This window comes from Pseudomonas poae (assembly GCF_001439785.1).
Lineage (GTDB): Bacteria > Pseudomonadota > Gammaproteobacteria > Pseudomonadales > Pseudomonadaceae > Aquipseudomonas > Aquipseudomonas poae.
This window is the reverse complement of sequence record NZ_JYLI01000009.1, coordinates 12,818-37,993: the sequence shown is the minus strand read 5'-3', so window position 1 is coordinate 37,993 and position 25,176 is coordinate 12,818. Positions and strand designations below refer to the sequence as shown.

General features: G+C 63.0%; 28 protein-coding genes. 12 read left to right on the top strand and 16 right to left on the bottom strand.

From position 1 onward, the window contains the following. Positions 1 to 502: 502 nt before the first annotated feature. From TU75_RS12450 to TU75_RS12440, 3 genes are read right to left on the bottom strand one after another with little or no spacing between them, the layout of a single operon-like run. Positions 503 to 1,045, bottom strand: a complete 543-nt coding sequence (locus TU75_RS12450; protein ID WP_060549092.1) for a DUF2937 family protein — start codon at positions 1,043 to 1,045, stop codon at positions 503 to 505. Between the two features lie 11 nt (positions 1,046 to 1,056). Continuing rightward, positions 1,057 to 1,833 (bottom strand): class II glutamine amidotransferase, encoded by a 777-nt coding sequence (locus TU75_RS12445; RefSeq protein WP_003234016.1) that lies wholly within the window; start codon positions 1,831 to 1,833, stop codon positions 1,057 to 1,059. A 21-nt stretch (positions 1,834 to 1,854) separates the two neighbouring features. Further along, entirely contained in the window at positions 1,855 to 2,385 is a 531-nt protein-coding gene (locus tag TU75_RS12440; protein ID WP_015371510.1) for a hypothetical protein, read from the bottom strand. Between the two features lie 24 nt (positions 2,386 to 2,409). Between TU75_RS12440 and TU75_RS12435 the strand changes: the two genes are divergently transcribed. Further along, positions 2,410 to 4,455, top strand: coding sequence for a S9 family peptidase (locus TU75_RS12435; RefSeq protein WP_060549091.1), 2,046 nt, complete (start codon positions 2,410 to 2,412; stop codon positions 4,453 to 4,455). On the opposite strand, the gene TU75_RS12430 is transcribed toward TU75_RS12435, so the two are convergent. Continuing rightward, positions 4,452 to 4,736, bottom strand: coding sequence for a hypothetical protein (locus tag TU75_RS12430; RefSeq protein ID WP_015371508.1), 285 nt, complete (start codon positions 4,734 to 4,736; stop codon positions 4,452 to 4,454). The genes TU75_RS12435 and TU75_RS12430 overlap by 4 nt on opposite strands. Positions 4,737 to 4,814: 78 nt before the next feature. Between TU75_RS12430 and TU75_RS12425 the strand changes: the two genes are divergently transcribed. Beyond that, positions 4,815 to 5,501 (top strand): spermidine synthase, encoded by a 687-nt coding sequence (locus TU75_RS12425; RefSeq protein WP_003234007.1) that lies wholly within the window; start codon positions 4,815 to 4,817, stop codon positions 5,499 to 5,501. Between the two features lie 225 nt (positions 5,502 to 5,726). Here TU75_RS12425 and TU75_RS12420 read toward each other — a convergent pair whose 3' ends face one another. Then, positions 5,727 to 6,641 (bottom strand): ParB/Srx family N-terminal domain-containing protein, encoded by a 915-nt coding sequence (locus TU75_RS12420; RefSeq protein ID WP_060549090.1) that lies wholly within the window; start codon positions 6,639 to 6,641, stop codon positions 5,727 to 5,729. A 97-nt stretch (positions 6,642 to 6,738) separates the two neighbouring features. Between TU75_RS12420 and TU75_RS12415 the strand changes: the two genes are divergently transcribed. The 3 genes from TU75_RS12415 to TU75_RS12405 all read left to right on the top strand — a co-directional run bounded on the left by TU75_RS12415 (position 6,739) and on the right by TU75_RS12405 (position 8,160). Continuing rightward, complete coding sequence (locus TU75_RS12415) at positions 6,739 to 7,113, top strand: YajD family HNH nuclease (RefSeq protein WP_003172528.1); 375 nt, start codon at positions 6,739 to 6,741, stop codon at positions 7,111 to 7,113. 161 nt (positions 7,114 to 7,274) lie between these two features. Next, complete coding sequence (locus tag TU75_RS12410) at positions 7,275 to 7,742, top strand: RNA methyltransferase (RefSeq protein ID WP_003189607.1); 468 nt, start codon at positions 7,275 to 7,277, stop codon at positions 7,740 to 7,742. 67 nt (positions 7,743 to 7,809) lie between these two features. Continuing rightward, the gene (locus TU75_RS12405) at positions 7,810 to 8,160 is read left to right on the top strand and encodes a YgaP family membrane protein (protein WP_003234003.1); all 351 of its coding nucleotides are present in this window, start codon (positions 7,810 to 7,812) and stop codon (positions 8,158 to 8,160) included. Between the two features lie 76 nt (positions 8,161 to 8,236). On the opposite strand, the gene TU75_RS12400 is transcribed toward TU75_RS12405, so the two are convergent. The 6 genes from TU75_RS12400 to TU75_RS12375 form a co-directional block, all read right to left on the bottom strand. After that, positions 8,237 to 9,457: a hypothetical protein gene (locus TU75_RS12400; RefSeq protein ID WP_060549089.1), complete on the bottom strand. Its 1,221-nt coding sequence runs from the start codon at positions 9,455 to 9,457 to the stop codon at positions 8,237 to 8,239. 13 nt (positions 9,458 to 9,470) lie between these two features. Next, entirely contained in the window at positions 9,471 to 9,920 is a 450-nt protein-coding gene (locus tag TU75_RS12395; protein WP_003233999.1) for a YcgN family cysteine cluster protein, read from the bottom strand. Positions 9,921 to 10,012: 92 nt separating this feature from the next. Then, positions 10,013 to 10,945 (bottom strand): D-2-hydroxyacid dehydrogenase, encoded by a 933-nt coding sequence (locus TU75_RS12390; RefSeq protein ID WP_060549088.1) that lies wholly within the window; start codon positions 10,943 to 10,945, stop codon positions 10,013 to 10,015. 108 nt (positions 10,946 to 11,053) lie between these two features. Next, positions 11,054 to 11,347 (bottom strand): YcgL domain-containing protein, encoded by a 294-nt coding sequence (locus tag TU75_RS12385; RefSeq protein ID WP_003233996.1) that lies wholly within the window; start codon positions 11,345 to 11,347, stop codon positions 11,054 to 11,056. Further along, positions 11,344 to 12,477 (bottom strand): ribonuclease D, encoded by a 1,134-nt coding sequence (rnd, locus tag TU75_RS12380; RefSeq protein WP_003233994.1) that lies wholly within the window; start codon positions 12,475 to 12,477, stop codon positions 11,344 to 11,346. The genes TU75_RS12385 and rnd overlap by 4 nt, the downstream gene beginning before the upstream one ends. 122 nt (positions 12,478 to 12,599) lie before the next feature. Beyond that, the gene (locus TU75_RS12375; RefSeq protein WP_015371505.1) at positions 12,600 to 13,199 is read right to left on the bottom strand and encodes a class I SAM-dependent methyltransferase; all 600 of its coding nucleotides are present in this window, start codon (positions 13,197 to 13,199) and stop codon (positions 12,600 to 12,602) included. 140 nt (positions 13,200 to 13,339) lie between these two features. On the opposite strand from TU75_RS12375, the gene TU75_RS12370 reads away from it, so the two are divergent. Further along, positions 13,340 to 14,113 carry a transporter substrate-binding domain-containing protein gene (locus TU75_RS12370; protein WP_060549087.1) on the top strand — a complete coding sequence of 258 codons (774 nt, stop codon included), beginning with the start codon at positions 13,340 to 13,342 and terminating at the stop codon, positions 14,111 to 14,113. Positions 14,114 to 14,163: 50 nt separating this feature from the next. Further along, a complete protein-coding gene (locus tag TU75_RS12365; RefSeq protein ID WP_060549086.1) occupies positions 14,164 to 15,003 on the top strand; it encodes a cache domain-containing protein in 840 nt (279 codons plus the stop codon). A gap of 44 nt (positions 15,004 to 15,047) precedes the next feature. On the opposite strand, the gene TU75_RS12360 is transcribed toward TU75_RS12365, so the two are convergent. Together TU75_RS12360 and pobA are read right to left on the bottom strand one after the other, a co-directional pair. After that, positions 15,048 to 16,565, bottom strand: a complete 1,518-nt coding sequence (locus TU75_RS12360; RefSeq protein WP_173664748.1) for an MDR family MFS transporter — start codon at positions 16,563 to 16,565, stop codon at positions 15,048 to 15,050. A 65-nt stretch (positions 16,566 to 16,630) separates the two neighbouring features. Next, positions 16,631 to 17,815 (bottom strand): 4-hydroxybenzoate 3-monooxygenase, encoded by a 1,185-nt coding sequence (pobA, locus tag TU75_RS12355; protein ID WP_173664763.1) that lies wholly within the window; start codon positions 17,813 to 17,815, stop codon positions 16,631 to 16,633. A 190-nt stretch (positions 17,816 to 18,005) separates the two neighbouring features. Here pobA and TU75_RS12350 point away from each other — a divergent pair, with 190 nt between their 5' ends. Then, positions 18,006 to 18,872 (top strand): helix-turn-helix domain-containing protein, encoded by an 867-nt coding sequence (locus TU75_RS12350; RefSeq protein ID WP_060549084.1) that lies wholly within the window; start codon positions 18,006 to 18,008, stop codon positions 18,870 to 18,872. Positions 18,873 to 18,941: 69 nt separating this feature from the next. Here TU75_RS12350 and TU75_RS27645 read toward each other — a convergent pair whose 3' ends face one another. Both TU75_RS27645 and TU75_RS12345 read right to left on the bottom strand, forming a co-directional pair. Next, positions 18,942 to 19,118, bottom strand: coding sequence for a hypothetical protein (locus TU75_RS27645; protein WP_003233987.1), 177 nt, complete (start codon positions 19,116 to 19,118; stop codon positions 18,942 to 18,944). A gap of 88 nt (positions 19,119 to 19,206) precedes the next feature. Next, positions 19,207 to 20,112 carry a LysR family transcriptional regulator gene (locus TU75_RS12345; protein ID WP_015371502.1) on the bottom strand — a complete coding sequence of 302 codons (906 nt, stop codon included), beginning with the start codon at positions 20,110 to 20,112 and terminating at the stop codon, positions 19,207 to 19,209. 105 nt (positions 20,113 to 20,217) lie between these two features. Between TU75_RS12345 and TU75_RS12340 the strand changes: the two genes are divergently transcribed. The 4 genes from TU75_RS12340 to TU75_RS12325 all read left to right on the top strand — a co-directional run bounded on the left by TU75_RS12340 (position 20,218) and on the right by TU75_RS12325 (position 24,152). Continuing rightward, the gene (locus tag TU75_RS12340) at positions 20,218 to 21,084 is read left to right on the top strand and encodes an MBL fold metallo-hydrolase (protein ID WP_060549083.1); all 867 of its coding nucleotides are present in this window, start codon (positions 20,218 to 20,220) and stop codon (positions 21,082 to 21,084) included. Between the two features lie 34 nt (positions 21,085 to 21,118). Further along, the gene (locus tag TU75_RS12335; RefSeq protein WP_060549082.1) at positions 21,119 to 21,733 is read left to right on the top strand and encodes an NAD(P)-dependent oxidoreductase; all 615 of its coding nucleotides are present in this window, start codon (positions 21,119 to 21,121) and stop codon (positions 21,731 to 21,733) included. Between the two features lie 158 nt (positions 21,734 to 21,891). Next, positions 21,892 to 23,079, top strand: coding sequence for a cyanate transporter (locus tag TU75_RS12330; protein WP_060549081.1), 1,188 nt, complete (start codon positions 21,892 to 21,894; stop codon positions 23,077 to 23,079). Positions 23,080 to 23,216: 137 nt separating this feature from the next. Then, positions 23,217 to 24,152 (top strand): LysR family transcriptional regulator, encoded by a 936-nt coding sequence (locus TU75_RS12325; protein ID WP_041931432.1) that lies wholly within the window; start codon positions 23,217 to 23,219, stop codon positions 24,150 to 24,152. On the opposite strand, the gene TU75_RS12320 is transcribed toward TU75_RS12325, so the two are convergent. Beyond that, positions 24,149 to 25,072, bottom strand: coding sequence for a LysR family transcriptional regulator (locus TU75_RS12320; protein WP_003233981.1), 924 nt, complete (start codon positions 25,070 to 25,072; stop codon positions 24,149 to 24,151). The two genes, TU75_RS12325 and TU75_RS12320, sit on opposite strands and share 4 nt — an antisense overlap. Positions 25,073 to 25,176 lie beyond the last annotated feature (104 nt).

Below are 25,176 nucleotides of genomic sequence, written 5' to 3'. Positions count from 1 at the left end.
GGCCTTTGTGGCGAGCGGGCTTGCCCCAATGCCGTTCAGTTAAGCGTAAACCCCCTGTGGGAGCGGCGCTGCGACTTGCCGGCGAAAGCGCTGGGTCAGTTAGCCTCAATATTTGCTGGACTACCGCCTTCGCAGGCAAGCCAGCTCCCACATTTTGTACAGCGTTCGGCAAACCATTTCGGTCGGATCTCAGGCCGCCGCGCTCTTGATCTTGATCTTAGACGCCCCGTCAAACACGCTGGCCGAACGCAGGCTTTGGAGCGTGGGTAACCCGGCAGGACGCCGGGTTAGCCGCGCTGGGGCGCGCAGCGCCCCCGATCAAGGAAAACGCGGTGTACCTGACCCTGCCCGGAGCACGGTTTTGGGGCTGCTGCGCAGCCCAACGCAGGACAAGCCTTCTCGCCACAGGAAACTGGATGCCTGAAATTTCAGGTTTTAAATCCAAAAGTTATTTTGTATTTGATAAGAGGGGGCTTGCTCCCACAGTGGGCCGAGCCGCTATTTAAAGGCCTTTGAGGTCACGCTCTTCAATCGGCCGGCTCTGGCGCAAACGCTTGCCGCCCAGCACCACCCAGTCGATCAGGCGAAACAGGCATTCGATGCCGAACGACAACAGCATCGCCCCACCCAACCCCCAGCCCATCGCTTCGGGCGTCAGCAGGATTTGATAACTGTAGCCATTCCAGGTCTCCTGGCGAATGTCCGGGTCGGCGGCTACCGCCACTTGCAAGGCGCGGATGTACCAAGGGCCTTGCATGGCCTGGAACTGATTGTCCAACGCAAGCTGGCGGTCAAGCATGGCGCCCAGGCTGTTGGCATCGCTCTGGAACACCGGGTCATCACTGGCCCGGTAATGGGCCACCAGCGCCTGCAAGTCGCCCTTGAAAAACTGCTGCGCGGTGGTCTCGAACCCGCGCAGGCCGGTCTGGGCTTCGATCAGGTGGGCCTCAACGCGCTTGGCATAGTCGTTGATGAACCCGGGCACCTGCACACCGACCAACAGGCCAATGGCAAACAGCACCAACCGCAGATAGCTGAGCAACATGGTCGATATCCTTACTCGGTAACGCCCTGGCTGACGCATTCACCGCGTCGCCACAGGCTCCATTGGCCCGGTTCGTAGCGGGTCCAGTTTTCATTGTCGGTCAAGGGTTCGGTGGCGATCACCGTCACCACATCATTGGGGGTGGTTTCGGCCTGAAAATCGACAATCACGTCGACATCCTTCAAACGTGCAGGGCCAAAGGGTGCGCGTCGGGTGATCTGCGCCAATTTAGTCGTGCAATAGCAAAACAGCCAGTCGCCGTCGCTGAGCAGGCAGTTGAACACACCCTTGCTGCGGTATTCGGTGCAGGCGGCAATCAGGTCGGGCAACACCTGCTCGATGTCCACAGGCTCCGGGAAGGCTTCGCGCACACGGTTGAGCAGATCACAGAAGGCCGCTTCGCTGTCGGTGTCGCCCACCGGGCGGTAAAAGGTGGCGCGCGGGTTGAACTGCGCCAGTTGACCGTTGTGAGCGAAACACCAGTTGCGTCCCCACAGTTCGCGCACGAACGGGTGGGTATTGGCCAGGCTGACCTTGCCGACATTGGCCTGGCGGATATGCCCGATCACCACTTCGCTCTTGATGGGATAACGCTGCACCAGCAGTGCGACTTCCGACTCGCTGCTCGCCGCCGGGTCCTGGAACAGGCGCAGGCCACGGCCTTCGTAAAAGGCGATGCCCCAACCGTCGCGGTGCGGGCCGGTGCGCCCGCCGCGCTGCATCAGCCCGGTAAAGCTGAACACGATATCGGTGGGGACGTTGGCACTCATGCCCAATAATTCACACATGCCAGGGCTCTCGCTGCAACGTTAAAGGCGCGGTTCGACCCGCGTGCCGCTGGCGGGTGCCGGACGGTGGAAAGGCTCGTCGTCTTCAGCCGGCTCCTGCGCCAGCGCCGCATCGAACGCGGCCTTGCGCTCGCGACGCGCGTTGGCGGCGCGCTCCATGGGCCAGCGGATCAACACGATCACGATATACACGGCAAAGACGATCATCGTGTACATGAACAGATCGGAAATCGCCCGCCAGGCGTTGTTGCCGACCTTGAGCACCAGGTCCAGGGCGGTGATGGCCACGGCTGGCGCGAACTGGGTCTTGACCGGGTCGACGATGGTCGGGCTGAACAGCAGCACCGCCATCAGCAATTGCAGCGGCTCGCGCAGCCAGCGCCAGATCCAGCGGGTCATGCGCCACCACACCAACAGGCAGCCCAATGCGGCGAAGGCGTAAAGGCCCCAGGCAATCAGATAATCGTTCTCGGTCATGGTGTCCATGGCAAGGCTGGCAAAGAGGCGGCTATGATAACGGCTTTTGCGTGTCGCGGCTGCAATGCCTGCCACCGTCCGCCAGACAGAGAGTGATCCATGTCCCTATCCAACGCTCCGATCGCCCGCAAGGCCCCAGGTCCAGACCCGTACGCCTGGTTGCAGGAACGCGACAACGCAGACGTCCTCGACTACCTCAAGGCCGAAAACGCCTGGCAGGAAACCCAGCTCGCCGACCAGCAGGCGCTGCGCGACACGCTGTTCGAGGAAATCAAGGGCCGCATCCTCGAGACCGACCTGTCGCTGCCCTCCCCGTGGGGCCCGTATCTGTATTACACGCGCACCACCGCCGGCGACGAATACGCCCGCCACTACCGCTGCCGCCGTCCCGTCGACGACAGCCATCAGGTGGATGAAAGCAGCGAAGAACTGCTGCTGGACCCGAACGCGCTGGCCGGTGGCGGCTTTTTCTCGTTGGGCGCCTTCAGCATCAGCCCCGACCATCAGCGCCTGGCCTACAGCCTCGACACCAGTGGCGAAGAGGTCTACACCCTGTTCGTGAAGGAATTGTCCTCAGGCAAGGTCAGCGAACTGGAATTCCAGGACTGCGACGGCAGCATGACCTGGGCCAATGACAGCCTGACCCTGTTCTTCGGCGAACTGGACGACACTCACCGCCCGCACAAACTCTATCGCTATCGCCTGGATGGCACGGCGGCGCAGGAAGTGTTCCACGAGCCTGACGGCCGATTCTTCCTGCATTGCTACCGTTCCAGCTCTGAACGCCAGTTGCTGCTGGCCTTGGGCAGCAAGACCACCAGCGAAATCTGGGCGCTGGACGCCGACCAGCCACACCTGGATTTCACCTGCCTGGCGCCACGGGTCGAGGACCATGAATACGATGTCGATCACGGCCAACTGAATGGCGCGTGGACCTGGTTTATCCGCAGCAACCGTGACGGCATCAACTACGCACTGTTCGTGGCGACCGACATTGGCGACGTGCCGACCGAAAGCGAGTGGCAGAACCTGATCCCCCACAGCGATGAGGTGATGCTCGACGGCGTGAGCTTGAATGCCAGTGCCATGACCCTGAGCCTGCGCATCGGCGGCCTGCCGGTGATCGAAGTGCACCCGCAGGGCCTACCCGCCTATCGCGTGGAATTACCCGACGCCGCCTACAGCCTCTACGTACAGAACAGCCTGGAATTCCCCAGCGACAGGATCCGCCTGCGCTATGAAGCCCTCAACCGCCCGGCCCAGGTGCGTCAGCTGGAACTGGCCGGCGGCGCGCAACAGGTACTCAAGGAAACCCCGGTACTCGGTGTGTTCAATGCCGACGACTACGTCAGCCAGCGCCTGTGGGCCACCTCGGCCGATGGCACCCAGGTGCCGATCAGCCTGGTGGTCAAGCGCGACCAACTGGGCAAGCCGACCCCGCTGTATCTCTACGGTTACGGCGCCTACGGCCAGAGCCTCGACCCGTGGTTCTCCCACGCGCGCCTGAGCCTGCTGGACCGTGGCGTGGCGTTTGCCATTGCCCACGTGCGCGGCGGCGGCGAGCTGGGGGAGGCCTGGTACCGCAACGGCAAGCAGGCACACAAGCAGAACACCTTCAGCGACTTTATCGCCTGCGCCGAACACCTGATTGCCGAGGGCCTGACCACCTCACGGCAACTGGCGATCAGCGGCGGCAGTGCCGGCGGTCTGTTGATTGGCGCGGTGCTCAACCAGCGCCCGGAGCTGTTCCAGGCGGCGATTGCAGAAGTGCCGTTTGTGGATGTGCTCAACACCATGCTCGACCCGGAGCTGCCGCTGACCATCACCGAGTACGACGAATGGGGCAACCCCGAAGAGCCCGAGGTGTATGCGCGCATCAAGGCGTATGCGCCCTACGAAAACGTCAGCGCCCAGGCCTACCCGGCGCTGCTGGTGATCGCCGGCTACAACGACAGTCGCGTGCAGTATTGGGAAGCGGCCAAATGGGTGGCCAAACTGCGCGACACCAAGACTGATGACAACCTGCTGCTGCTCAAGACCGAACTGGGCGCCGGCCACGGCGGGATGAGCGGTCGCTACCAGGGGCTACGCGATGTGGCGCTGGAATACGCGTTTGTGTTCAAGGCGCTGGCACTCGACGCTTAACCACCGGGGGTCTTTGGTTTGCTGTCGTTTTGCTGCAGGCCAGGCACTGTCTGGTCCTTGGGCGGCGTCGGCAACACGATCGGCACCAGCGCCGGCGAGCCGTCGGCGTTGGCCTTGGGCAACGCCGGTGGCGTCACCTGCGGGTACAGCGTCGGCGTCGGAGTGCCCGGCGCGCCTGGGGTTGACGCGGGGGCGGCCGGTACGCTTTGCGCCTCTTGCGCCTGCGCGGCACCCAATGTGAGCGCACCGAGCACAATGACCGTTAGAATGCTGCACTTCATCGATGGCTCCATGGCCTGACCGGAATGCCTCAAGGCTACTCCCAACCGCGCAAGAATGCCCTTCCCAATGAGATTTCCATGAAACGTTTCATTCTGCTCGACACCACCCCGATCCCTGACAACGGCGGCGCTTTGTGCCTGTTCGAATACGGCGAGGATTTTGTCATCAAGATCCAGGGCGGTGACGGCGGCCAGCTGATGAACACCCGCATGCACGGCTCCGAGGACGCCCTGGCGGAGATTCCCTGCCGCAAGGTGGCCGGTCGTCCCGGTTCGCGGGTATTGATCGGCGGTCTGGGCATGGGGTTCACCCTGGCCTCGGCGCTCAAGCACCTGGGCAAGACCGCCGAAGTGGTGGTGGCCGAGCTGGTGCCGGGCGTGGTGGAGTGGAACCGCGGGCCGCTGGGCGAAAAATCCGGCCGCCCGCTGCTGGACCCGCGCACCGTGATCCGCCAGGAAGACGTGGCCAAAGTGCTGCAGGCCGAACCCCAGGGCTTTGACGCGATCATGCTCGACGTCGACAATGGCCCCGAAGGCCTCACGCAAAAAGCCAACAGCTGGCTCTACTCCGCCGGCGGCCTGGCCGCGTGTGCCAAGGCCCTGCGACCCAAGGGCGTGCTGGCCGTGTGGTCGGCCAGCGCCGACAGACTGTTCAGCGACAAACTGCGCAAGGCCGGTTTCAAGGCCGAGGAGGTGCAGGTATTTGCCCATGGCAACAAAGGCACCCGGCACACCATCTGGATCGCCGAAAAACTGAAAGCCTGACGCCAGGCACACAAGCTTCTCTTATCAAAAGTATGGGTTGTGCATGAGCTATTTCAGGCAACCCTATCCCTGTGGCGAGCAGGCTTGCCCTGCGTTGGGCTGCGCAGCAGCCCCATACCAGGCGCTGAGCCGTATCAGGTATACCGCATGCGCCTTAATTGGGGGCGCTTCGCACCCCAACGCGGGGCAAGCCCGCTCGCCACAAAAGTCCCTGTCTGATCTGTTTCAGCGCAGGGATTTACGGTAGTCAAAAACATACGGCACCTTGTTGTCGAACGTCTTCTCCAGCGCCTTGCGGTCCAGCGCCGTCTTGCCGCCCAACTGATGGGCGGTAAACCCGCTGTCACCCACCTTCGAGCCCGGCGCCAGGCTGACCATGCGTTTGGCCACGGCTTCGATTGCATCCTTGTAGCCGCCCTTGCTGTCCAGGTCGTACTGGCCCAGATCAACCTGGGTGCGCAGCCAGTCGCCCCAGTAAAACTCCAGAAATTCCGGCGCAATCTCGCCAGCGTCCGGCTTGCCATAGGCGGCCTTGCGGGTGAAATACACCAGGCTGCGAAAGGTGTCGTTCTGCAGGTGCTTGAAGCCCAACTGCGCTGGCAACTGCTCAGGCGCCAGGGTGCGGCCTTGACTGTCCTTGAGCCAGACCTTGCGCGCCGCCGCCATGCGTTGCCAGAAGGTGGTCATGTCCGGGCTGCTGCTGAAATCGTCAGTCACCCGAACCCACATTTTCAGCCGGGCACCGCCGCCGGGGACTTCCCACAGGGTGGTGAAGCTGTGGTGACCGTCGGTCAGGTACAACTGGCCACCGGGGCCAATCACCACGGTTTTCATCTCTTCCGGGTGGGCGCCTACCGGGTGCTGGCAGGTAAAGCTTTCGGGGTGCTGCAGATCGGCCTGCTTCGGTACCTTTTTCGCTTCGCCCTGGCCGTTGGTTTCACAGTACTCGTCGAACACCCTGGCCGGTTTGTCGGAGAACAAGCCGAGGCTGTAATAGATCTGGTCAAACCCCACCACGGCCTGGGTAGGATGCAGTTGTTCGAGGGCCACTTCGATAACTTGCCCGGGCCTGGGCGCTGAAAAGGCGTGGGCAGTCACCCCACACAGCAGCAATGCAACGATCCATGAATGCAGACGCATGAAGTTCAATCCTTATGGCTAAAGTGAAGCGGTTATTTAGCGCGCGAGCGGCTAGAATCCACGGTATCCGTGAACCCTCAAATAGCCAGGAGCCATGATGAGCTCGACCAACCCGCCCTCCCACACCGCCAAGCTGGACCGCATTCTCGCCGATGCCCAGCGCGACCGGGAAATGGGCTATCGCGACAAAGCCCTGAAAATGTACCCCCACGTGTGCGGCCGCTGCGCCCGTGAGTTTGCCGGCAAGCGCCTGAGCGAACTGACCGTACACCACCGCAACCACAACCATGATGACAATCCCCAGGATGGCTCCAACTGGGAGTTGCTGTGCCTGTATTGCCATGACAACGAGCACTCGCGCTATACCGACCAGCAGTATTTCGGCGAAGGCTCCACCAGCAGCCCGACGATTGCCAAGGCCACGCACAACCCGTTTGCGGCGTTGGCGGGGCTGATGAAGAAAGACAGCTGAACATCGTCATCGCCTGTACCGGCCCCATCGGGGGCAAGCCCCCCTCCCACACTGCAATGCGTTCCAACGGTGGGAGGGGCTTGCTCCCAATAGCGATCGTGCAAGCACCGCATCACTTCAAGGCCGTATAATCGCGCTTTTTCGTCAAGGCACCCTTCCCCGTGGGCAATAAACGCTACAGCTGCATCGGTCTGTATAACCCCAAATCCCCCGAAAACGTCGGCTCGGTGATGCGCGCCGCCGGTTGCTACGGCGTGGCCTCGGTGTTCTACACCGGCGTGCGTTACGAGCGCGCGCGGGATTTCATCACCGACACCAAGAAGGTCCACCACGACATCCCGCTGATCGGCATCGATGACTTGAAGAAAATCCTGCCGCTGGGCTGCATCCCGGTTGCCGTGGAGCTGGTGGAAGGCGCTCGCCCGCTGCCCGAATACACCCATCCCGACCGCGCGCTGTATATCTTCGGCCCGGAAGACGGCTCGCTGGATAAAGAGATTCGCGATTGGTGCGAAGACGTGGTGTACATCCCGACCACTGGCTGCATGAACCTTGCCGCCACCGTCAACGTGGTGCTCTACGACCGCCTGGCCAAGGGCAACAACACCCGCTCGGGGCCCAAGTACTGATTTTTCGGGAACATCCGGCGCCGGCCAGCAGTCAGCTAGTTACACTAGCCCTTGTTGGAGACGGATCATGAGCGACAGCACACACCTGCGACCTATCATCGAGCACCTGCAGCCCGCCCCGCAGCACGAGCAAAACGTGCACGGCTGGGAACGCATCGGCTCGGTGGCCGGTGGTTTCATCATGCTGGGCAAAGGCCTGCGCCGTGGCGGTTTTCTCGGTCTGATCCAGGTGGCAATCGGCGGCGTGGCGCTCAAGCGCGGCTTTACCGGCCACAGTTCGCTCAAGGACAAACTTGAGCAGGGTCGCCAGGAGATGAACAGCCTGCGGACCAAGATCGAGCGCGCCGGCGAAGAGCTGAATAACCTTAAGACCAAAGCCGAAGTGGCGGCCGAGAAAGCGGTAAAAACCACCGGCTGATCAAGCTTGCAAGGCTGTTGAACATCCAAATGTGGGAGGGGGCTTGCTCCCTCCCACATTTGTGTGTGCGTCCAGATCAGTGCAGCAGCTTGGAATCGAGCACCGTTGATGGCTCACCCATAATGCTCTCGGCCAGTTGCACAAACTGCGCGGTATTGACGCTGTCAGCCCGCATCACAGCCTGCGCCAGATCATCCAGGGACCGCTTGTTATGGGTCTTCACGCGGATCTCGCGGTCCAGCTCCTGCAGCACCAGCACCGCCCGCGCCACCGTGGCGCCGCTGACGTGCTCGCCGCGCAGGCTGGTCACGTCCTTGCCTTGCTTGCCCAGCCGCGCCTGTATCGCTGCGTAGCGCTCATCGGTAATGCCGCCGGCGCGGCGCATCAGTTCAATGGCATAAAATTCGCCGAACCCTTCGCTGATCCAGTCGCTGGTGTCGTGGTCATTGAAGCGCCCGATGGCCTGCACCACTTCACGCAGCAACGGGCTGCTGCCGCTCTCGCTCACCAGCGGCGTGCGGCTGTTGAGGTAGATCGAGTCGCGCGCCGCAAACGCGCCGCGGCGCATCGGGTCGCTGGCGCCCACCACCAGCAGCTTGGCCGGGTGACGCGGGAACGCGGCTTCCACCTGGGGCCAGACGAAGGTCAGCAAGGTCAGCACATCCATCCGGCGCATGGCCTGGCCCTTGGGCGAGGCCACGGTGACGTCGGTATCGCCCAGGCGCACGCGGCGACTGCCGAGGGTGCCGGCGAGCATCCAGCCAGTGGGTCGGTCGAACAGGCGCGACACGTTGTCGATGCGGAACTTGTGCTTGCCGATACGCGGCCACGCGGTCTCGACGCTTTTCCAGCCGGGCGGCAGCTCGAACACCAGGCGCGAGACCAGTTCGACACCGTCCTGCTGGTCCAGGTGCGCAGTCGGCACCAGGTCTTCACCGCGAAACAGCGCCCAGCTCGGTGTCATCCGCGCCTCATAGGTGCCCGGCTTGCGCGCATGGCTCAGGCGCACGCGGTAGGTGAGGCTCGCCTTGTCGGCGTCGGGTTGCCACAGGCCACGGCCGCCAGTGATCTTCCACTGGCCGTCGGCCTTGAAGTCGCTGTAGTCACCCGCATGGCCCAGGTCGAAATTCAGGCTGCGCACCGCCGCACCATGGGACAGGCTCACGCGCACTTCGGCTTGATCGCTCTGGGGCAGCAGCTTGACGTGATAGTCCAGGTCGACCTTTTTCGCACACCAGGCCGAGCTGCTTATTGCCAGCAGCGCCAGGGTGGCCGTCAGCTTGATCACTTCCCTCATACCCACTCCTGGTTCAGCCCGCGCGGAAAATCAGGTGATCCTCCCAGTCGTCCTCGGGCACGCTGCCTTCGCTGAGCATGCGCCCGGACTGGGAAATGCGTTCGTGGTGCACAGCATCGCGGTCGCCACAGACCAGGTGGTGCCACAGCGGCAGGTCCTTGCGCTCGCTGACCAGCCGGTAGCCGCAGGTGGGCGGCAGCCATTTGAACTGGTCAGCCTGGCCCGGTGTGAGCTGGATGCAATCGGGCACCGAAGCCCGGCGGTTGGGGTAATCGGTGCACTGGCAGGTGTTCAGGTCGAGCAGTTTGCAGGCGATGCGCGTGTAATAGACGCTGTTGTCGTCTTCATCTTCAAGCTTTTGCAGGCAGCACAGGCCGCAACCGTCGCACAACGACTCCCATTCCTCCTGGTCGAGGTGTTCGAGGGTTTTGCGTATCCAGAAGGGTTCGACTTTGGCGGCCATGGCTCTGCATCGGTATCGGTAGGTGAAAAGGCCGCCAGTCTAGTGCCCAAGCCGCCCGGAACCAAGCGCTGGCGACTGGCGGTGCTACAAGACTAATAACCGCGTTCGAAGTCCACTTCACCGCGCAGGGCTTCCCGAGCCTGATACGCGCGCAGGTTCTGCACGAACAAATCCACCATCATCGACGGCGAGGTCGGTGCCGAGCTGTGACCGGTCAGCAGCAGGCCCCAGGCGGTCCAGAACGGATGGCGCTGCGGCAACGGTTCCTGACGGCACACATCGATCACCGCGCCGGCCAGGTGCCCTTCTTTGAGCGCCTCGACCAGATCGGCGTCGACCACCGCCACACCGCGCCCGACGTTCATGAATACGCCCGTGGCCTTGAATTGCTTGAACAGCGCCGCGTTGTAGAGGTCGTGGGTTTCCGCCGTGTTGGGCAGCAGGTTGATCACGTAGTCCGCCTCCCCCACCAGCCGCTCCAGTTGATCGAGCGCGGCCACTTCAACGAACGGCGCCTGTTCCCGCGCGGTGCTGGCGATGCCGTACAGCTTCACGCCAAACGGCACCAGGAACTCGGCAACACGCTGGCCGATATCGCCGGTACCTACGATCAGCGCCGTGCGCCCCGCCAGGCTCTGGCCGGTGCGGTTGTCCCACTTGCGCTCCACTTGGCTGACCAGACGCGCCAGCACTTCACGCTCGTGGCCCAGCATGTAGGTGAGCACGAACTCGGCCATGACCTGGCCAAAAATGCCCACCGCCCGGGTCAGGCGATAGCCGCGCGGCAGGCCGTCGGCCAGCAGCGGCGTGATGCCGGCCCAGGTCGATTGCAGCCACTGCGGTTGATGGCCCTGGCGCAGCAGGGTCGCCAGCAGGTCCGGCTGGCCCAGCCACACCGGGCAATCGGCGGCCAGGCGCGAGAGTTCGGCCGAGTCGCCGCTGGTCAGCACCTCAAGGTCCGGCGCGGCGTCGCGCAGCAGTTGGGCGTAGAGCGGGTGATCCTGTTCAGCAATCAGAACACGCATGCTTAAAACCTTTCAAAAACAGTGCAGACGGCCGCCCGCGTCCTTGCGGCCACCGCCCACTCATTACGATTGCGTTGAAGAAAGTGCCCCAGGCAGGGCACCCACCGATTACATCGGGTCGTTGCGGCGCAGCAGCTCTTCGGGCAAGTGTTCGATGTACTCGTCCTCGGCCGGCGGCATTTGCAGGTGGTAACCCTGAGAATCGAGGTTTTCCAGCACCACCAGGATGTCTTCGCGCGACAGCTTGCGCTCCGGGGTCAGCACCATGTCGAAGGCGTGGTGCGGCTTGCCGAAGGCAGCCATCAGGGGCTCGGGCACGCGCTCAAGGGCATCGCTTTTGAGCACGTAGAGGTACATGCCGTCTTTTTTCAGGCTGCGGTAGATGGAGCAAATACGTTTCAAGGCTGTTCTCCGGCAGAGGCCAGGCTGTCGAGCAGCGCCTGGCCCATCAACGCGCGGCGCCAGCCACGCAGCGAGTCGGGCAATGTATAGGGCCCATCGGGGTAGCCACTTTTGACCAGGGCTTCGAGGGTTTTCTTGCGCAGCATCAGCTCCGGCGCCATGTCCAGGCGCTCGGCTTCGGCCTGACCGAGGGCGCGCAACTGCTTGATCAGCGTGGCGGCGTCTACCGGCAGCGGCTCGGCCACGGCCGGTGGCCATTGGTCCATGGGCACACTGGCGGCGCGCTTGATCAGGTCGAGCAGGAACGGGCCGTCCTGGCGCACGGTGCGCGGGTGCATGTCTTCGATCTTGCCCAGGGCAACCAGGTTGTCCGGCTGGGATTTGGCCAACGGCCACAGCGAGTGTTCGCGGATGATGCGGTTGCGCGGCAAATCGCGCGCCCGGGCCTGCTGCTCGCGCCAGGCGCACAGTTCACGCAGCACCGCCAGTTGCGCGCGGGACAGTTTCCACGCCAGCTTGGCGTCACGGTACAACTCGTAGGGGTCGATCTCGCGGCGCAGGTTGGCCACCAGTTCAGCGCCGTCTTCCAGCACCCAGGCGTATTTATCGTCGGACAGCTGCGGCCGCAGGCGGATGTAGACCTCGGCCAGGTGCACCGCATCTTCGGCGGCGTAGCTCACCTGGGTGTCGGACAACGGCCGCTGCAGCCAGTCCGAGCGGGTCTCGCCCTTGGGCAGTTCGATATCGAGCACGGCCTGCACCAGGCGCGAATAGCCCATGGAGAAGCCGAGGTTCAGGTAGGCGGCCGCCAACTGGGTGTCGAACAACGGCACCGGCAGGCTGCCGGTCAGGCGCAGCAATACTTCCAGGTCTTCGCTGCAGGCGTGCACCACCTTGATCACCGCCGGATTTTCCAGCAGAGCGGCCAGGGGTTGCCAGTTGTCGATGGTCAGGGGGTCGATCAGGTAAGCGCGCACGCCATCACCGATCTGGATCAGCCCGGCGATGGGATAAAAGGTGTCGACCCGCATGAATTCGGTGTCGAGGGCGACGAATGGCAACTGCTGCCATTCGGCGCAATGCTGGCCGAGGCTATCGTTGTCGCAGATCCAGTGAATATCGATGGCCACACGGCTCTCCCTTGAAGAATGGCGCGCAGTATATATCGCGAAAGGGCCTTGCGAGCATTCGCAGTGCACAGGCAATCATGAAAACTCGGACAGGCACTGAAGAATAGTCCGACAGGCGGGAGTTATCCCCTCTTACGCAGCACGTAAACCCGCCAGAGCCGGGAGCCCGGCATGAATTCCTGATGATTCAGGACCTTGAAGCCCGCCTGGCGAAATTCGCCTTCGACAGCGGTACGTGAGGGCACGGAGACAATCACGGTGTCGCGGCTGACCCGGTGAAACTCGCGCAGCAGCGCCAGCCGGCCTTCTGCGCTGGGCACGTGGCGAAACAACTCCAGGCAGAAAATGCAGTCCACCGCATTCGCCGACAAGCCGATGGAAAACGCTGATCCCTGGAAGGTCTTGACCCGCTTGAGCAACGCCGCCGGGTGGTGGGTGAGCGCGTGATCGAGCATGTCCTGGGAGTTGTCCGAGGCGAGGATCACGCGGTTGATGTGTTCGCCCAGCACCGGCCAGAAACGCCCCGAACCGCAGGCCAGATCCAGGATCAGCCCCGGCTCGCCGGCCACTTTCAGCGCCTGGCGCACCAGCCATTCGTCGCGCCACATCGCCAGGCGCCGCCGCAGTCTGGGCGGACGCGGGTCGCCGCAGACCCGCGCGTGTTCCCGGTCATAGCGCTGGGCGAAGTCAATCTCGATAGAGGATGGAGGTTGTGGCGACATCATGGGCTCATCAGGGTGGAACGGGAGTGAACGACCTTGATGGGCAGCTTAACCCGCGCAACGTGAAAAAAAGGTTGAAAGCCGCAGGCGGCGCGTCAATGCTCGCGCCTACAAAAAAACTGCCCCAAGGACCCGACCCCATGAAAGTTTCCCTGGCCCTGTGTGTACTGGCGTGCTCGGCCACCGCCGCCCTCGCCGACCCCGCCCCGTCACGCCTCGATGAGGTGATCCAACGCGGCACGCTCAGCGTGTGCACCACCGGCGACTACAAGCCCTACAGCTCATTGCGTGCCGATGGCAGCTATGAAGGCATCGACATCGCCATGGCCGAGTCCCTGGCAAAGAGCCTCAACGCGAAGATCACCTGGGTACCCACCACCTGGAAAACCCTGATGCCGGACTTTCTCGCGCAACGCTGCGACATCGCCGTGGGCGGTATTTCGGTATCGCTGGAGCGCCAGAAAAAAGCCTTCTTCAGCGAATCCCTCGGCGTTGACGGCAAGATCCCGCTGGTGCGGTGCGCCGATGTACAGCGCTACCAGACCGTGGAGCAGATCAACCAGCCGCAAGTGCGGGTGATCGAACCGGCAGGCGGCACCAACGAGGTGTTTGCCCGCGCTCACCTGGCCCAGGCGCAGATCCGCCTGCATGACAACGTGACGATTTTTGACGAACTGCTCGCAGGCAAGGCCGACGTGATGATCACCGACGCCAGTGAGGCGCGCTACCAGCAAAAGCTCAAGCCCGGGCTGTGCGCGGTCAACCCCGAGCGGCAGATGCAATACAGCCAGAAAGCCTTCCTGCTGCCGCGCGATGACGTGGCGTGGAAAAGCTATGTCGACCAATGGCTGCACCTGAGCGTGGCAACCGGGGTCTACGACGGCATCGTCAACCAATGGCTGGCGGCGCCCTGAGCCAAGTCCGACTACGCTCCTGCCATATCAATAATAATGAGGGATGAACCATGAAGGCATTGCTGCGAATCACCTGGCTGCTGCTGGTGTGCGCCAGCCAGGTGCATGCCGCGACGGCGCAGGAAGAAGACGCCGAGGCGGCCAAGGCGTTGCTGCAAAAAGCCCTGGCCTACTATCAGAGCAATGGTGACAAGGCCCTCGCGGCATTCAGCCGCCAAGGGGAGTTTGTCGACCATGACCGCTACGTGTTCGTGGTCGACACCCAGGGTGTGCTGCTGGCCAGTGGCGGCCCGTCCTCGGCCTTGATTGGCCGTGATGTATCCGAAGTGCTGGGCACGGAGTTGCGCCAGTCGTTCAAGGACGCGCTCAAAGTGCCGGAAAACCAGGGGATGCAGCAGGCCGACTACCGTTGGCAGAACTGGAACGATGGCAAGGTCGAGCACAAGCATGTGTTTTATCAGCGGGTCGGCGAGCGCATTCTGGCGGTCGGCTATTACCTGCCACGGGCCACCCCGGAGCAGGCGCGAGCGTTGCGCAATAAGGCGGTGAACGCACTGGTGAAGGATGAGGCGGGCACGCTCAAGTCAATCAACTCGTTGCAAGGCGGGTTCCTGCAGGACGACCTCTACGTGTTCGTGGTCGACCTCGACACCCGGCGCTACGTGGCCCATGGCACCACGCTGCGGATGATCAACACCGACTTCAGCAAGGTCAAAGACCCGGATGGCAGACCCGTGGGCGAGCCGATCCTCAAAATGATGACCGAGCAGGACCAGGGCGAATACAAATACCGCTGGCAGAACCCGGTGACCGGCAAGGTCGAGAACAAGCATGCCTACGTGCGCAAGAGCGGGCATTTCATGGTGGCGGTGGGTTATTACAGCCCGTGATCCGAATTTGAAGGGCTCTCCCCATTTGGACCTTCGCGGGTCAGTCAGCCGGCTTTGTCTTCACGGCCACGCAGCACAGCGTTAGGCATCGCAATGGCCGCCGCCAGGCCCAGCAACGACACCGCCGCACTCACCATCAGCAAATGCCGGAAGGTCACCGCCAGCTCCGCGCGCAGGGCATCCTGCGCGGGGCCGGGGGCGGCGTTGAGGCCGTCGAGCAGCACGCTGCCGGAACGGCCTTCAGCCGCCAGTGCGCCACTGGCCAGATGGGCGAAGCTGGAATCCTGCAACAGCGCCAGCAGCAGCGCCGACATGCACGCCACCCCCACCGCTCCGCCGAGGGAGCGGAACAGGTTGGTGGTGCTGGTGGCCACGCCAATGTCGCGTTGCGCCACCGAATTCTGCGTGCCCACCAGCGAGGTCGGAAACTGCATGCCGGCGGCGATCCCGCACAGCACCATGAACAGCGCCGTCAGCCCGACCGCCTGCGGCGCGCTCAAGGCCATGCCCAGGATCGCAAAGGGGCTCAACAGCGCGCCGCCGAGGATCATCGGCTTGTAGCGGCCGGTCACCGAGGTCAAGCGCCCGGCACAATAAGCGCCCATCGGCAGGCCCATCGCCAGCGGCAGCAGGTGCAGAGCCGCGCTGTCGGCACCCGAGCCAGTCACGGTCTGGTAACGCAGGGGCATCAGCACGGTCAGGGAAATCGCCTGGAAGCTGGTGATGAAAATCGTGCACCAGCACAGCACCGCGCTGCGGTTGGCAAACAGGTGCATCGGCAGCAACGGCTCGCGGGCACGGCGCTCGTGCCACACGAACACCGACAGCGCCACCAGCGCACAGGCCAGCAGGCCCAGCACCTCGGGGTCACGCCAGGCATGGCCCTGGCCGATTTCGGTGATGCCCAGCAGCAACGCGGTGAGACCGATGATCATCAACACGGTACCCAGGTAATCGATGATCGGCTTGCGCTGCGGCGCCGGCAGCCCGCGCAGGGTGCGATGGGCCACGTACCAGGCGCCGGCGCCCAATGGCAGGTTGATCAGGAACACCCAGCGCCACGACAGGTACTCGGTCATCACACCGCCCAGCACCGGGCCGGCCACGCTGGCCACCGCATACATGCTGCTGAAATAGCCCTGGTAGCGCCCACGCTCGCGCGGCGCAATGATGTCGCCGATGATCGCCTGGCTCACCGAGATCATGCCGCCGGCGCCGATGCCCTGGAGAATCCGCGCCAGCACCAGTTGTTCCATGCTTTGCGCCATGCCACAGAACAGCGACGCCACGGTGAACAGGCCCATGCCGATCAGCATCATCGGCCGGCGCCCGTACAGGTCGCCGAGCTTGCCGTAGATCGGCACCGCCACCGTCATCGCCACCATGTAGCCGGAGATCACCCAGGCCAGCAGGTCGACGTCGTGGAACCGCGCGGAAATGGCCGGCATGGATACCGCGACAATGGTCTGGTCGAGCGCGCCGAGAAAGATCGCCAGCATCAGCGCGATGAGGATGCTGCGCACGGCGGGTACCGGTGGAACGGGCTGATTGAGCTGAGTCACGGCAGAACCTTCGAGCAGGGCCCGCAGGAAGAACGGCCTGCGGGAATGCTCGATACGATAGCAGGCTATTCGATAGCCTCGTAAGGAAGTCCGACGTAATTTTCCGCGATGGTCTGGCGGCCCGCGCGGGAGTGAATGAAGTACTCCAGCTCACTCTCGGCGATACGTTGAGTGAAGCGGTCAGCCTCGGGAAACTGGTGCAGCATCGAGGTCATCCACCAGGAAAACCGCTCGGCCTTCCAGACCCGGCGCAAACAGATAGCCGAATACTGCTCCAGCAAGTCCACGCGCCCCTCGCCATACACCTTGAGCAGAATGCGATACAGCGTGCTCACATCGCTGGCCGCCAGGTTCAGGCCCTTGGCCCCGGTAGGCGGGACGATATGCGCGGCGTCACCCAGCAGAAACAGGCGGCCGTACTGCATCGGTTCCACCACGAAGCTGCGCAGCGGCGCGACGCTTTTTTCGAGGGAAGGACCGGTGACCAACGTTTCGGCCAGTTCAGTGGGCAGGCGTTTTTTCAATTCCGCCCAGAAGCGTTCGTCCGACCAGTCGCTGACCGGCTCGTCGGCGGGTACTTGCAGGTAATAACGGCTGCGCGTTGCTGAACGCATGCTGCACAGCGCAAAACCGCGCGGGTGCCGGGCGTACACCAGCTCCGGATGCACCGGCGGCGTGTCGCAGAGCATGCCCAGCCAGCCGAACGGATACACCCGTTCGAATACTTGCAGCGATTCGGCCGGGATCGACTGTCGTGCCACCCCGTGGAAACCGTCGCAGCCGGCGATGTAGTCGCAGTCCAGACGATACGTTTCGCCCTTATGCTCGAAGCTCAGCCAGGGTCGCTCGGTTTTCAGGTCATGGGGCTGCACCTCGCGCGCCTCGTACAGCGTGGTGGCGCCGACGGCGGCGCGGGCAGCCATGAGGTCGCGGGTGACTTCGGTCTGGCCGTAGACCATCACCGACTGGCCGCCGGTGAGGTCCTTGAGGTCGATATGGGTCAGTCGGCCATTGAGTGCGAGTTCGAAGCCATCATGCACCAGGCCTTCGGCGTCCATGCGCTGGCTCACGCCGGCCTGGCGCAGCAGGTCGACCATGCCCTGTTCCAGCACCCCGGCACGGATGCGGCCCTGCACGTAATCGGCGCTCTGGCGCTCAAGAATCAGGGTCTGGATGCCGGCGTTGTGCAGCAATTGGCCGAGCAGCAGCCCCGAAGGACCGGCGCCAATGATGGCGACTTGGGTTTTCAGCGTCTTCATTGTTTTTATCGCCTGCAAGTTCCACCACGAACGGATCGGGTGAAAGCGTTGTCATTGATCGTGCTGCTGACATTTTTCACTTGAGTGGCCGCAACAAGAAGGTGAAAACTGCGCCAAAGTCTGCGCTTTTTGCCAATCGGGGCGATTACCGCACCACTATCCTGAGTATCGGATTGAAACCATGAGCCAAACCGCGATTCCAGTCTTCAAGCTGTACGGGGAAAGCCAGCAATGGCCGACCCCCGATTTGCTGCACTGCGAAACCATTTCCCGGCGCAGTCGGGAATACCAGTGGGAGATCTCGCCCCACCGGCACGCGGACCTGTGCCAGTTGCTCTACGTGCACAAAGGCCAGGCGCATCTGGAAATTGAAGGGCAGCGCACCACCCTCAGCGAAGCGACCCTGCAGGTGCTGACGCCGTTGTGTGTGCACGGGTTTCGGTTTGCCGAGGATGTGGAAGGTTACGTCGTGACCTTGTCCGCGCCGCTGATCAGCCATTTGCAGGGACAATTGGGCGCGACGGTCGACGGCTTGCAGACCCTGGGCAGCTATCCGGCCGGCAAGGACAGCGACTACCTCAATAGCCTGTTCGTACGCCTGCAAGATGAATACGTGAGCGAGCAGCCGGCTCGCGACATGATGATGCACGCCGTGGTCAGCGTGCTGCTGGTGTGGGTCAGCCGCCAGGCCATCCAGCGTCGCCACCCGCGTGCGCCCCGTGGGCGCGAGTATTTTCGGCGTTTTACCCAGTTGGTCGAGCAACATTATCGCGAGCATCCCAGAATCGAGGACCTGGCCCACAAGCTGGGGATCTCGGTGTCACACCTGAACGGCACCTGCCGCGAACTGGGCGGGCAGCCGGCGCTGCAGATCATGCACGACCGTCAGTTGCTGGAAGCCAAGCGCCTGCTGACCTATACCAGCATGACGATCAACGAAATGTCGGAGGTGCTGGGGTTTTCCGACCCGACAAACTTCTCGCGGCTGTTTCGTCGGCGGGTGGGGTTTTCACCGAAGGCGTTTCGCGAGCAACTCAAGTCAGATTGACTTGCCACTGCATCACATGTGGAAGGGGGCACACCTCCTCCCACAGGTTGCATCTTCGGTGTCTGGCTATCAGCGCAAGGCACTGAAACTGCCGGTGTGCGGCACGCATTGATCCTGGTGGCAGGTGATCGCGAAGCTTGGCTGCATGCGCGTTTGCTCGACACGGTAGGCCGCCGTGCCGTACAGCGCACTGGCCAGGGCGCAAAGGGCGAAAATCGTCAGGTACTTTCTGGTTTTGAGGGTCATGGCGCAGACCTCTGGATGACTGTTTGAAGCATAGGTCAGCCAGGGCGAGTTGCCATTATTGGGCGATATTCAAACCGTTTATGTCGACTTACAGACCGATGTCCCAGATCGGCTCCGCCGGAAACCGTTCCACCAGAAAATCCAGCAGGCTGCGCAGTGCCGACGGCATGTGTTTGCGCGAGGCATACACCGCGTAAATGTTCATTTGGCGGGGCTCGGCGTCGGGCAGCAGGCGCACCAGTTCACCGCGACGAATGCAGTCGCCGGCCTGGTAGCTGGGCAGCATCGCCACGCCGGCGCCGGCCAGCGTCACGCGCAGCAGGGTGCTGGCCTCGTTGGAAGTGATCGTGCCGGTGATGGGCACCGAGACGTGCTCCCCGCCTTCCTCGAAATGCCACAGGCTTTTGCCGAAGTAGGAATGGGTCAGGCAGTTGTGCCGGGCCAGGTCTTCGACTTTCTGCGGTGCCGGGTGCTCACGCAGGTAGGCCGGCGTGGCACACACCACCGAGCGGCAGACGGTGAGGCGCCGGGCGATCAGGTTGGGGTCCAGGTCATTGCTGGTGCGAATGGCCAGGTCGATGCGTTCGTCCACCAGGTTCACCGTGCGGTCGAGCATTTGCAGGTCGACGGTCACCAGGGGGTAGCGCTTGACGTAGGCGGCGATGGCGTCGGCCAATTGCGCCTGGCCGAACGAGGTGCTCACGCTCAGGCGCAGCAGCCCGCGCGGGGCGTCATCCGGCGTGCCGACGGCGGCCTGCATGTCGCTGCACAGCTCCAGCAATTGCCGGCAACGCGGCAGGGTTTCGCTGCCGGCGGCGGTGAGGCTGAGCTTGCGCGTGGTGCGGTGCAGCAGACGCGCGCCGACGAAGTCTTCGAGTTCTGCCAGGTAGCGCGACACCACCGGGCGCGACAGGTCCAGGTGATCGGCGGCCGCCGACTGGCTGCCCAGCTCCACCACGCTCACAAACACCCGCATTGCTTGAAGACGATCCACGATCTGCCCGCTTTTAGAAACAAACTATGTCCCAGCATGGCATTTTTTGTGACGTTTCAGGCAACTAAGCTGTGCGCATTCCCTATCGAATGCAGGAGCTGCCCAATGTTCTCGACCTTCAAGCGCTTGACCCTGATGACCGCCGCCCTGGCCTTCACCGCCCATGCCGCAGCGGCCGAGCTGAAACTCGACGTATACAACCCCGGTGAAGCGGCGATTTTCCCGGTGAGCTCGGTGCTGGTCAGCGGCGCCAAGGACGCAATCCTGATAGACGCCCAATTCGGCAAACGCCAGGCCGAACAGTTGGTGCAGAAGATCCGCGCCAGCGGCAAGCACCTGACCACCATCTACATCAGCCACGGTGACCCGGATTACTACTTCGGCCTCGATACCCTCACCGCCGCTTTCCCCGATGCCAAGGTGCTGGCGCCGCAGCCGGTGGTCGACCATATCAAGGCGACCGTGGACGGCAAGCTGGCGTTCTGGGGTCCGAAAATGGGCGCCGACAAGCCGGGCAAGACCCTCGTGCCGCAGGTGCTTGAGGGCAATAGCCTGACGCTTGAGGGCCAGCCGCTGCAGGTGATCGGCCTCGACGGCCCGCAGCCGGACCGCAGCTTTGTGTGGATTCCTTCGATCAAGGCCGTGGTGGGCGGTGTGGTCGTCTCCGAAAACATTCACCTGTGGATGGCCGACACCCAGGGCGCGCAGTCCCACAAGGATTGGCTGACCACCCTGCAGCGCATTCAGGCTCTGAAGCCGAACACCGTGGTCCCGGGTCATTACCTGGGTGCGCCATCGCTGGCCTCCGTGGCGTTTACCGCTGACTACATCAAGGCATTCGACCTCGAAACCGCCAAGGCCAAGGACGCTGCCGCGCTGATCGCAGCCATGAAAAAACGTTACCCCGACCTTGCCGACGAAAGCTCGCTGGAACTGAGCGCCAAAGTCGCCAAGGGCGAAATGAAGTGGTGAAGCGTTTCTACCCTTAACCGAACTGGAGAACATCATGAGCAAGATCGCAATCATCGGGGCCACGGGCCGTGCGGGCAGTCAATTGCTGGAAGAGGCGTTGCGGCGCGGGCACAGCGTGGTGGCCATTGCGCGCAACACCGAGAAACTCGTCCCCCGGGCAGGCGTCACCGTGAAGCAAGTGGACGCACTCGACGCGCACGCCTTGCAACAAGCCGTCAGCGGCAGCGACATGGTGATCAGCGCCGCGCACTTCGCCACCCTGCCCGCCAGCGCCGTGATCGGGCCGGTGAAACAGGCTGGGGTGCAACGCCTGCTGGTGGTCGGCGGCGCCGGATCGCTGCTGCTGCCAGGCGGTGGCCGGGTGATCGATAGCGCCGGTTTCCCTGACGAATACCGCGCCGAAGCCAGCGCAGGTGCTGAGTTTCTGGAAGCGCTGCGTCAGGAGAAGGAACTGGACTGGACCTTTTTGTCGCCGTCGGCGGAATTCGTCGAGACCGAGCGCACAGGTACATTCCGCCTGGGTCAGGATGAGTTGCTGGTCAGTGCCGAAGGGCGCAGTTGGATCAGCTTCGCCGACTACGCCATCGCCTTGCTCGATGAAGTGCAAACCCCAAGGCACTCGCGCCAACGCTTCACCGTCGGCTACTGATACACCACCGTCAAAAAATGTGGGAGGGGCTTGCTCTCTCCCACACTGTGATTGGCTGTGTGTCAGGCCGTAGTTTTTCAATAGCTCCAGCGATTTTCTGATTTGCCGCCCTCCCCCGCGCGTGGCCTGATTCGCCCTGGTTCATTCAAGGCAGGCTCATGCAAAACACTCAGACAAAACCCTCAAGCGCCGTATGGCTGATGATCAGTGTGGTCCTGGTCGCCCTCAACCTGCGCCCGTCGATGGCCGCCGTGGGCCCGTTGCTGGCGTCGATTCGCGCCGATGTGCCATTGGGCTTCAGCAGCGCGGCGCTACTGACCCTGCTGCCGGTGATGACCATGGGCCTGGCGATGTTCGTGGGCATGGGCCTGGTCAGGCGCGTTGGCGAGCACCGCAGCGTTATCGCGTCGTTGCTGCTGATTGGCCTGGCGACGCTGTCGCGGCTGGTCCTCGACTCGGCGCTGGAGCTGATTGTGAGTGCGATGGCCGCCGGTATCGGGATTGCGCTGATCCAGGCGCTGATGCCGGTGCTGATCAAGTCGCAGTTCAGCGCAAATGTCTCGCTGTTCATGGGCTTGTACGTCACCGCCATCATGGGCGGCGCGGCGCTGGCGGCGTCGCTTTCGCCCTTCGTGCAACTGCACACCGGCAGCTGGCGCGCGGGCCTGGCAGTCTGGGCGGTTCTCGCGCTGCTGGCAGTGCTGGCTTGGTGTACACAACGCGCGACATTACCCGCACTGCCCCAGGCAGGTGCCGACACGCAGCGAGGTTTTTTCGGCAACGCCCGCGCCTGGCTGCTGGCGCTGTTTTTCGGCCTCGGCACCGCGTCCTACACCTGTGTGCTGGCGTGGCTCGCGCCTTACTACGTCGAGCAGGGCTGGAGCGAACAGCACGCCGGGCTGATCCTGGGTTGGCTGACTGCCATGGAAGTGGTGTCCGGTCTGATCACCCCGGCCATCGCCAATCGTCGCAATGATAAACGTGGCGTGGTCGCCGTGTTGCTGGTGCTGATCCTCCTCGGTTTCTGCGGCCTGACCCTCACGCCCCAGCACCTGAGTCTGTTATGGCCTTGCCTGCTCGGTCTGGGCATCGGCGGACTGTTCCCGATGAGCCTGATCCTCGCCATGGACCACCTCGACCACCCGCGTCGTGCCGGCAGCCTCACCGCCTTCGTGCAGGGCATCGGCTACCTGATCGCCGGCCTGTCGCCGCTGCTCGCGGGGATGATCCGCGAACGCTCGGGCAGCTTCACAGGGGCCTGGTGGTCGCTGACGGCAGTGGTGGTGGTGATGCTGCTGATAGTCACGCGTTTCAATCCACGGCACTACGCCCGGCATATTCGCTGAGGTCGTGTTGTGGACATTATTTGTCCCACGACAAACATAGAAATGCCCTACAGAACTTTCTATTGGCACGACCGTTCCGTTAAGCTTTTGCACTGTCGTGTACTGAGTTCGGTACCGAAGGTTTGCGGACGGAACCGATGCTAAACAGTAACTTGCTCAGAAAACTCGATATGCAGGACCTGATGGTGTTTATCGCCGTCTACGACCAGAGCAGCGTTACCGACGTGTCTGAAACGCTGTTCGTCAGCCAGTCCACCGTGAGCTACAGCCTGAAGAAACTGCGCACCAGTTTTGAAGATGAGCTGTTTATCAACACCCGCGCGGGTATGCGTCCTACGTCCAAGGCCACGACCATGTACGGCCATGTGCAGAGGATCCTCGAAAGCATCAACCTGTGCCACGCCGGCGACCAGCCGTTCGACCCTGCGCAGAAGGCCGTGACGTTCAACGTGTGCGCCCCGGAATACTTCGAGCAATTGATCCTGCCGCACCTGCTCAAGAATTTCGACCGTGCCGACCTGCCGGTCATCGTCAACGTACAGCGGCTTGAAACCGACATCCCCGCCGACGACCTGCGTGATGGGCGCCTGGACCTGGTGATCTGCTTCGGCCCGCACTTTCACCGCGCGCACAAGGACTTCAAAACGCAAATGCTGTTGGAAGACGACCTGGTGTGCGTCTTCGACAAACGCGCGGCGCCGCCAGAGCCTGTGTTCAACCTGCACGCCTTCGTGGCCCGGCGCCACGTGTTCCCCACGCCGTGGACCTCGGCCACCAACATGATCGACGGCTGGCTCGCGCGCCAGGCCCACAAGCGCCAGGTGGTCGCGCGCGCCAACAGTTACAGCGCCGCGTTGAAAATGATCACCGGCACCGACTTCATCGTCACCCTGCCACGCCGCGTGCAGAAGCTGCTGGCTCCCGCCACGGTGTTCGGCCACTGCGAGGCGCCGAGCGGTTTGCCGGGGTTCACCCTGGATATGCAATGGAAGGAAGCCGGCGCGCAGGACAGCGCCAACAGTTGGTTTCGCGAGCAAGTGGTCAAGGCCTGCGCCGATCAGGGCTTGCTCTAGAGCGGCGCGGCCAGCCCGCGATCGCTCATGAACGCCTCCAGCCGCGAACGCACCCAACGCTCGGCCGGATCGGTGTCCACGTGGCTGAGCCAGACCATGGACAGGTCCAGGGTTGGCGTCTGGAACGGAAACGGTTCGCAGAACAACTTGCCCGACACCGCCATGGCTTCTGCGGTGTAGTCCGGCAGGCTGGCGATCAGGTCGGTGCCCGCCAGCAGCGCCGGCAGTGCGCTGTATTGCGGTACCGACAACACCACCTGGCGCTTGCGGCCGATTTCCGCCAGCCACTCATCGGCAAACCCGGCCACGTTGGCGGTATGGGACACCAGCACGTGGGGACGCGCGCAATATTCATCGAGGGTCAGCGGTGTTTGTGAGGCATCGGCACGCAGGATGCGCGGGTGGATATGGCGCAGCAGCTTGCGCTTGGCGTTGGCCGGCAGGCCACGGGTCTGGGTGATGCCGACGGTGATGTCGCCGGACGCGAGCAGGTCGGGAATGCGCCAGTAGTCGACGTGCTGCACCACAAACACCACCTGCGGTGCCTCCTGGCGCAGGCTGCGCAGCAATGGCGGCAACAGGCCGAACTCGACGTCATCGGACAGGCCGATGCGAAAGGTCATGGTGCTGATGGACGGGTCGAAATCGTGGGTCAGGCTCAAGGCCGACGACAAGGAATCCAGGGCTGGCGAAAGGTGCTGGATGATTTCTTCGGCACGGGCAGTGGGCTCCATGCGGTGGCCCACGCGAATGAACAGTGGGTCGTTGAACAAGGTGCGCAAGCGGTTGAGCGCCGAACTGATGGTCGGCTGGCCGAGAAACAGTTTCTCGGCCACCCGTGTCACGTTGCGTTCGAGCATCAACGCTTCGAAGACCACCATCAGGTTGATATCGGCCTTGCGTAATTCATTGCGATTCATCGGCGCCTGCCCCCTTCCCCACGACAAGCCGCAGTGTAGAAAGCGCGGGGGCCGGCGTCTATGTAAGCGGCGCATTCAGCCCGGATCAAGTGTCGCCGATGATC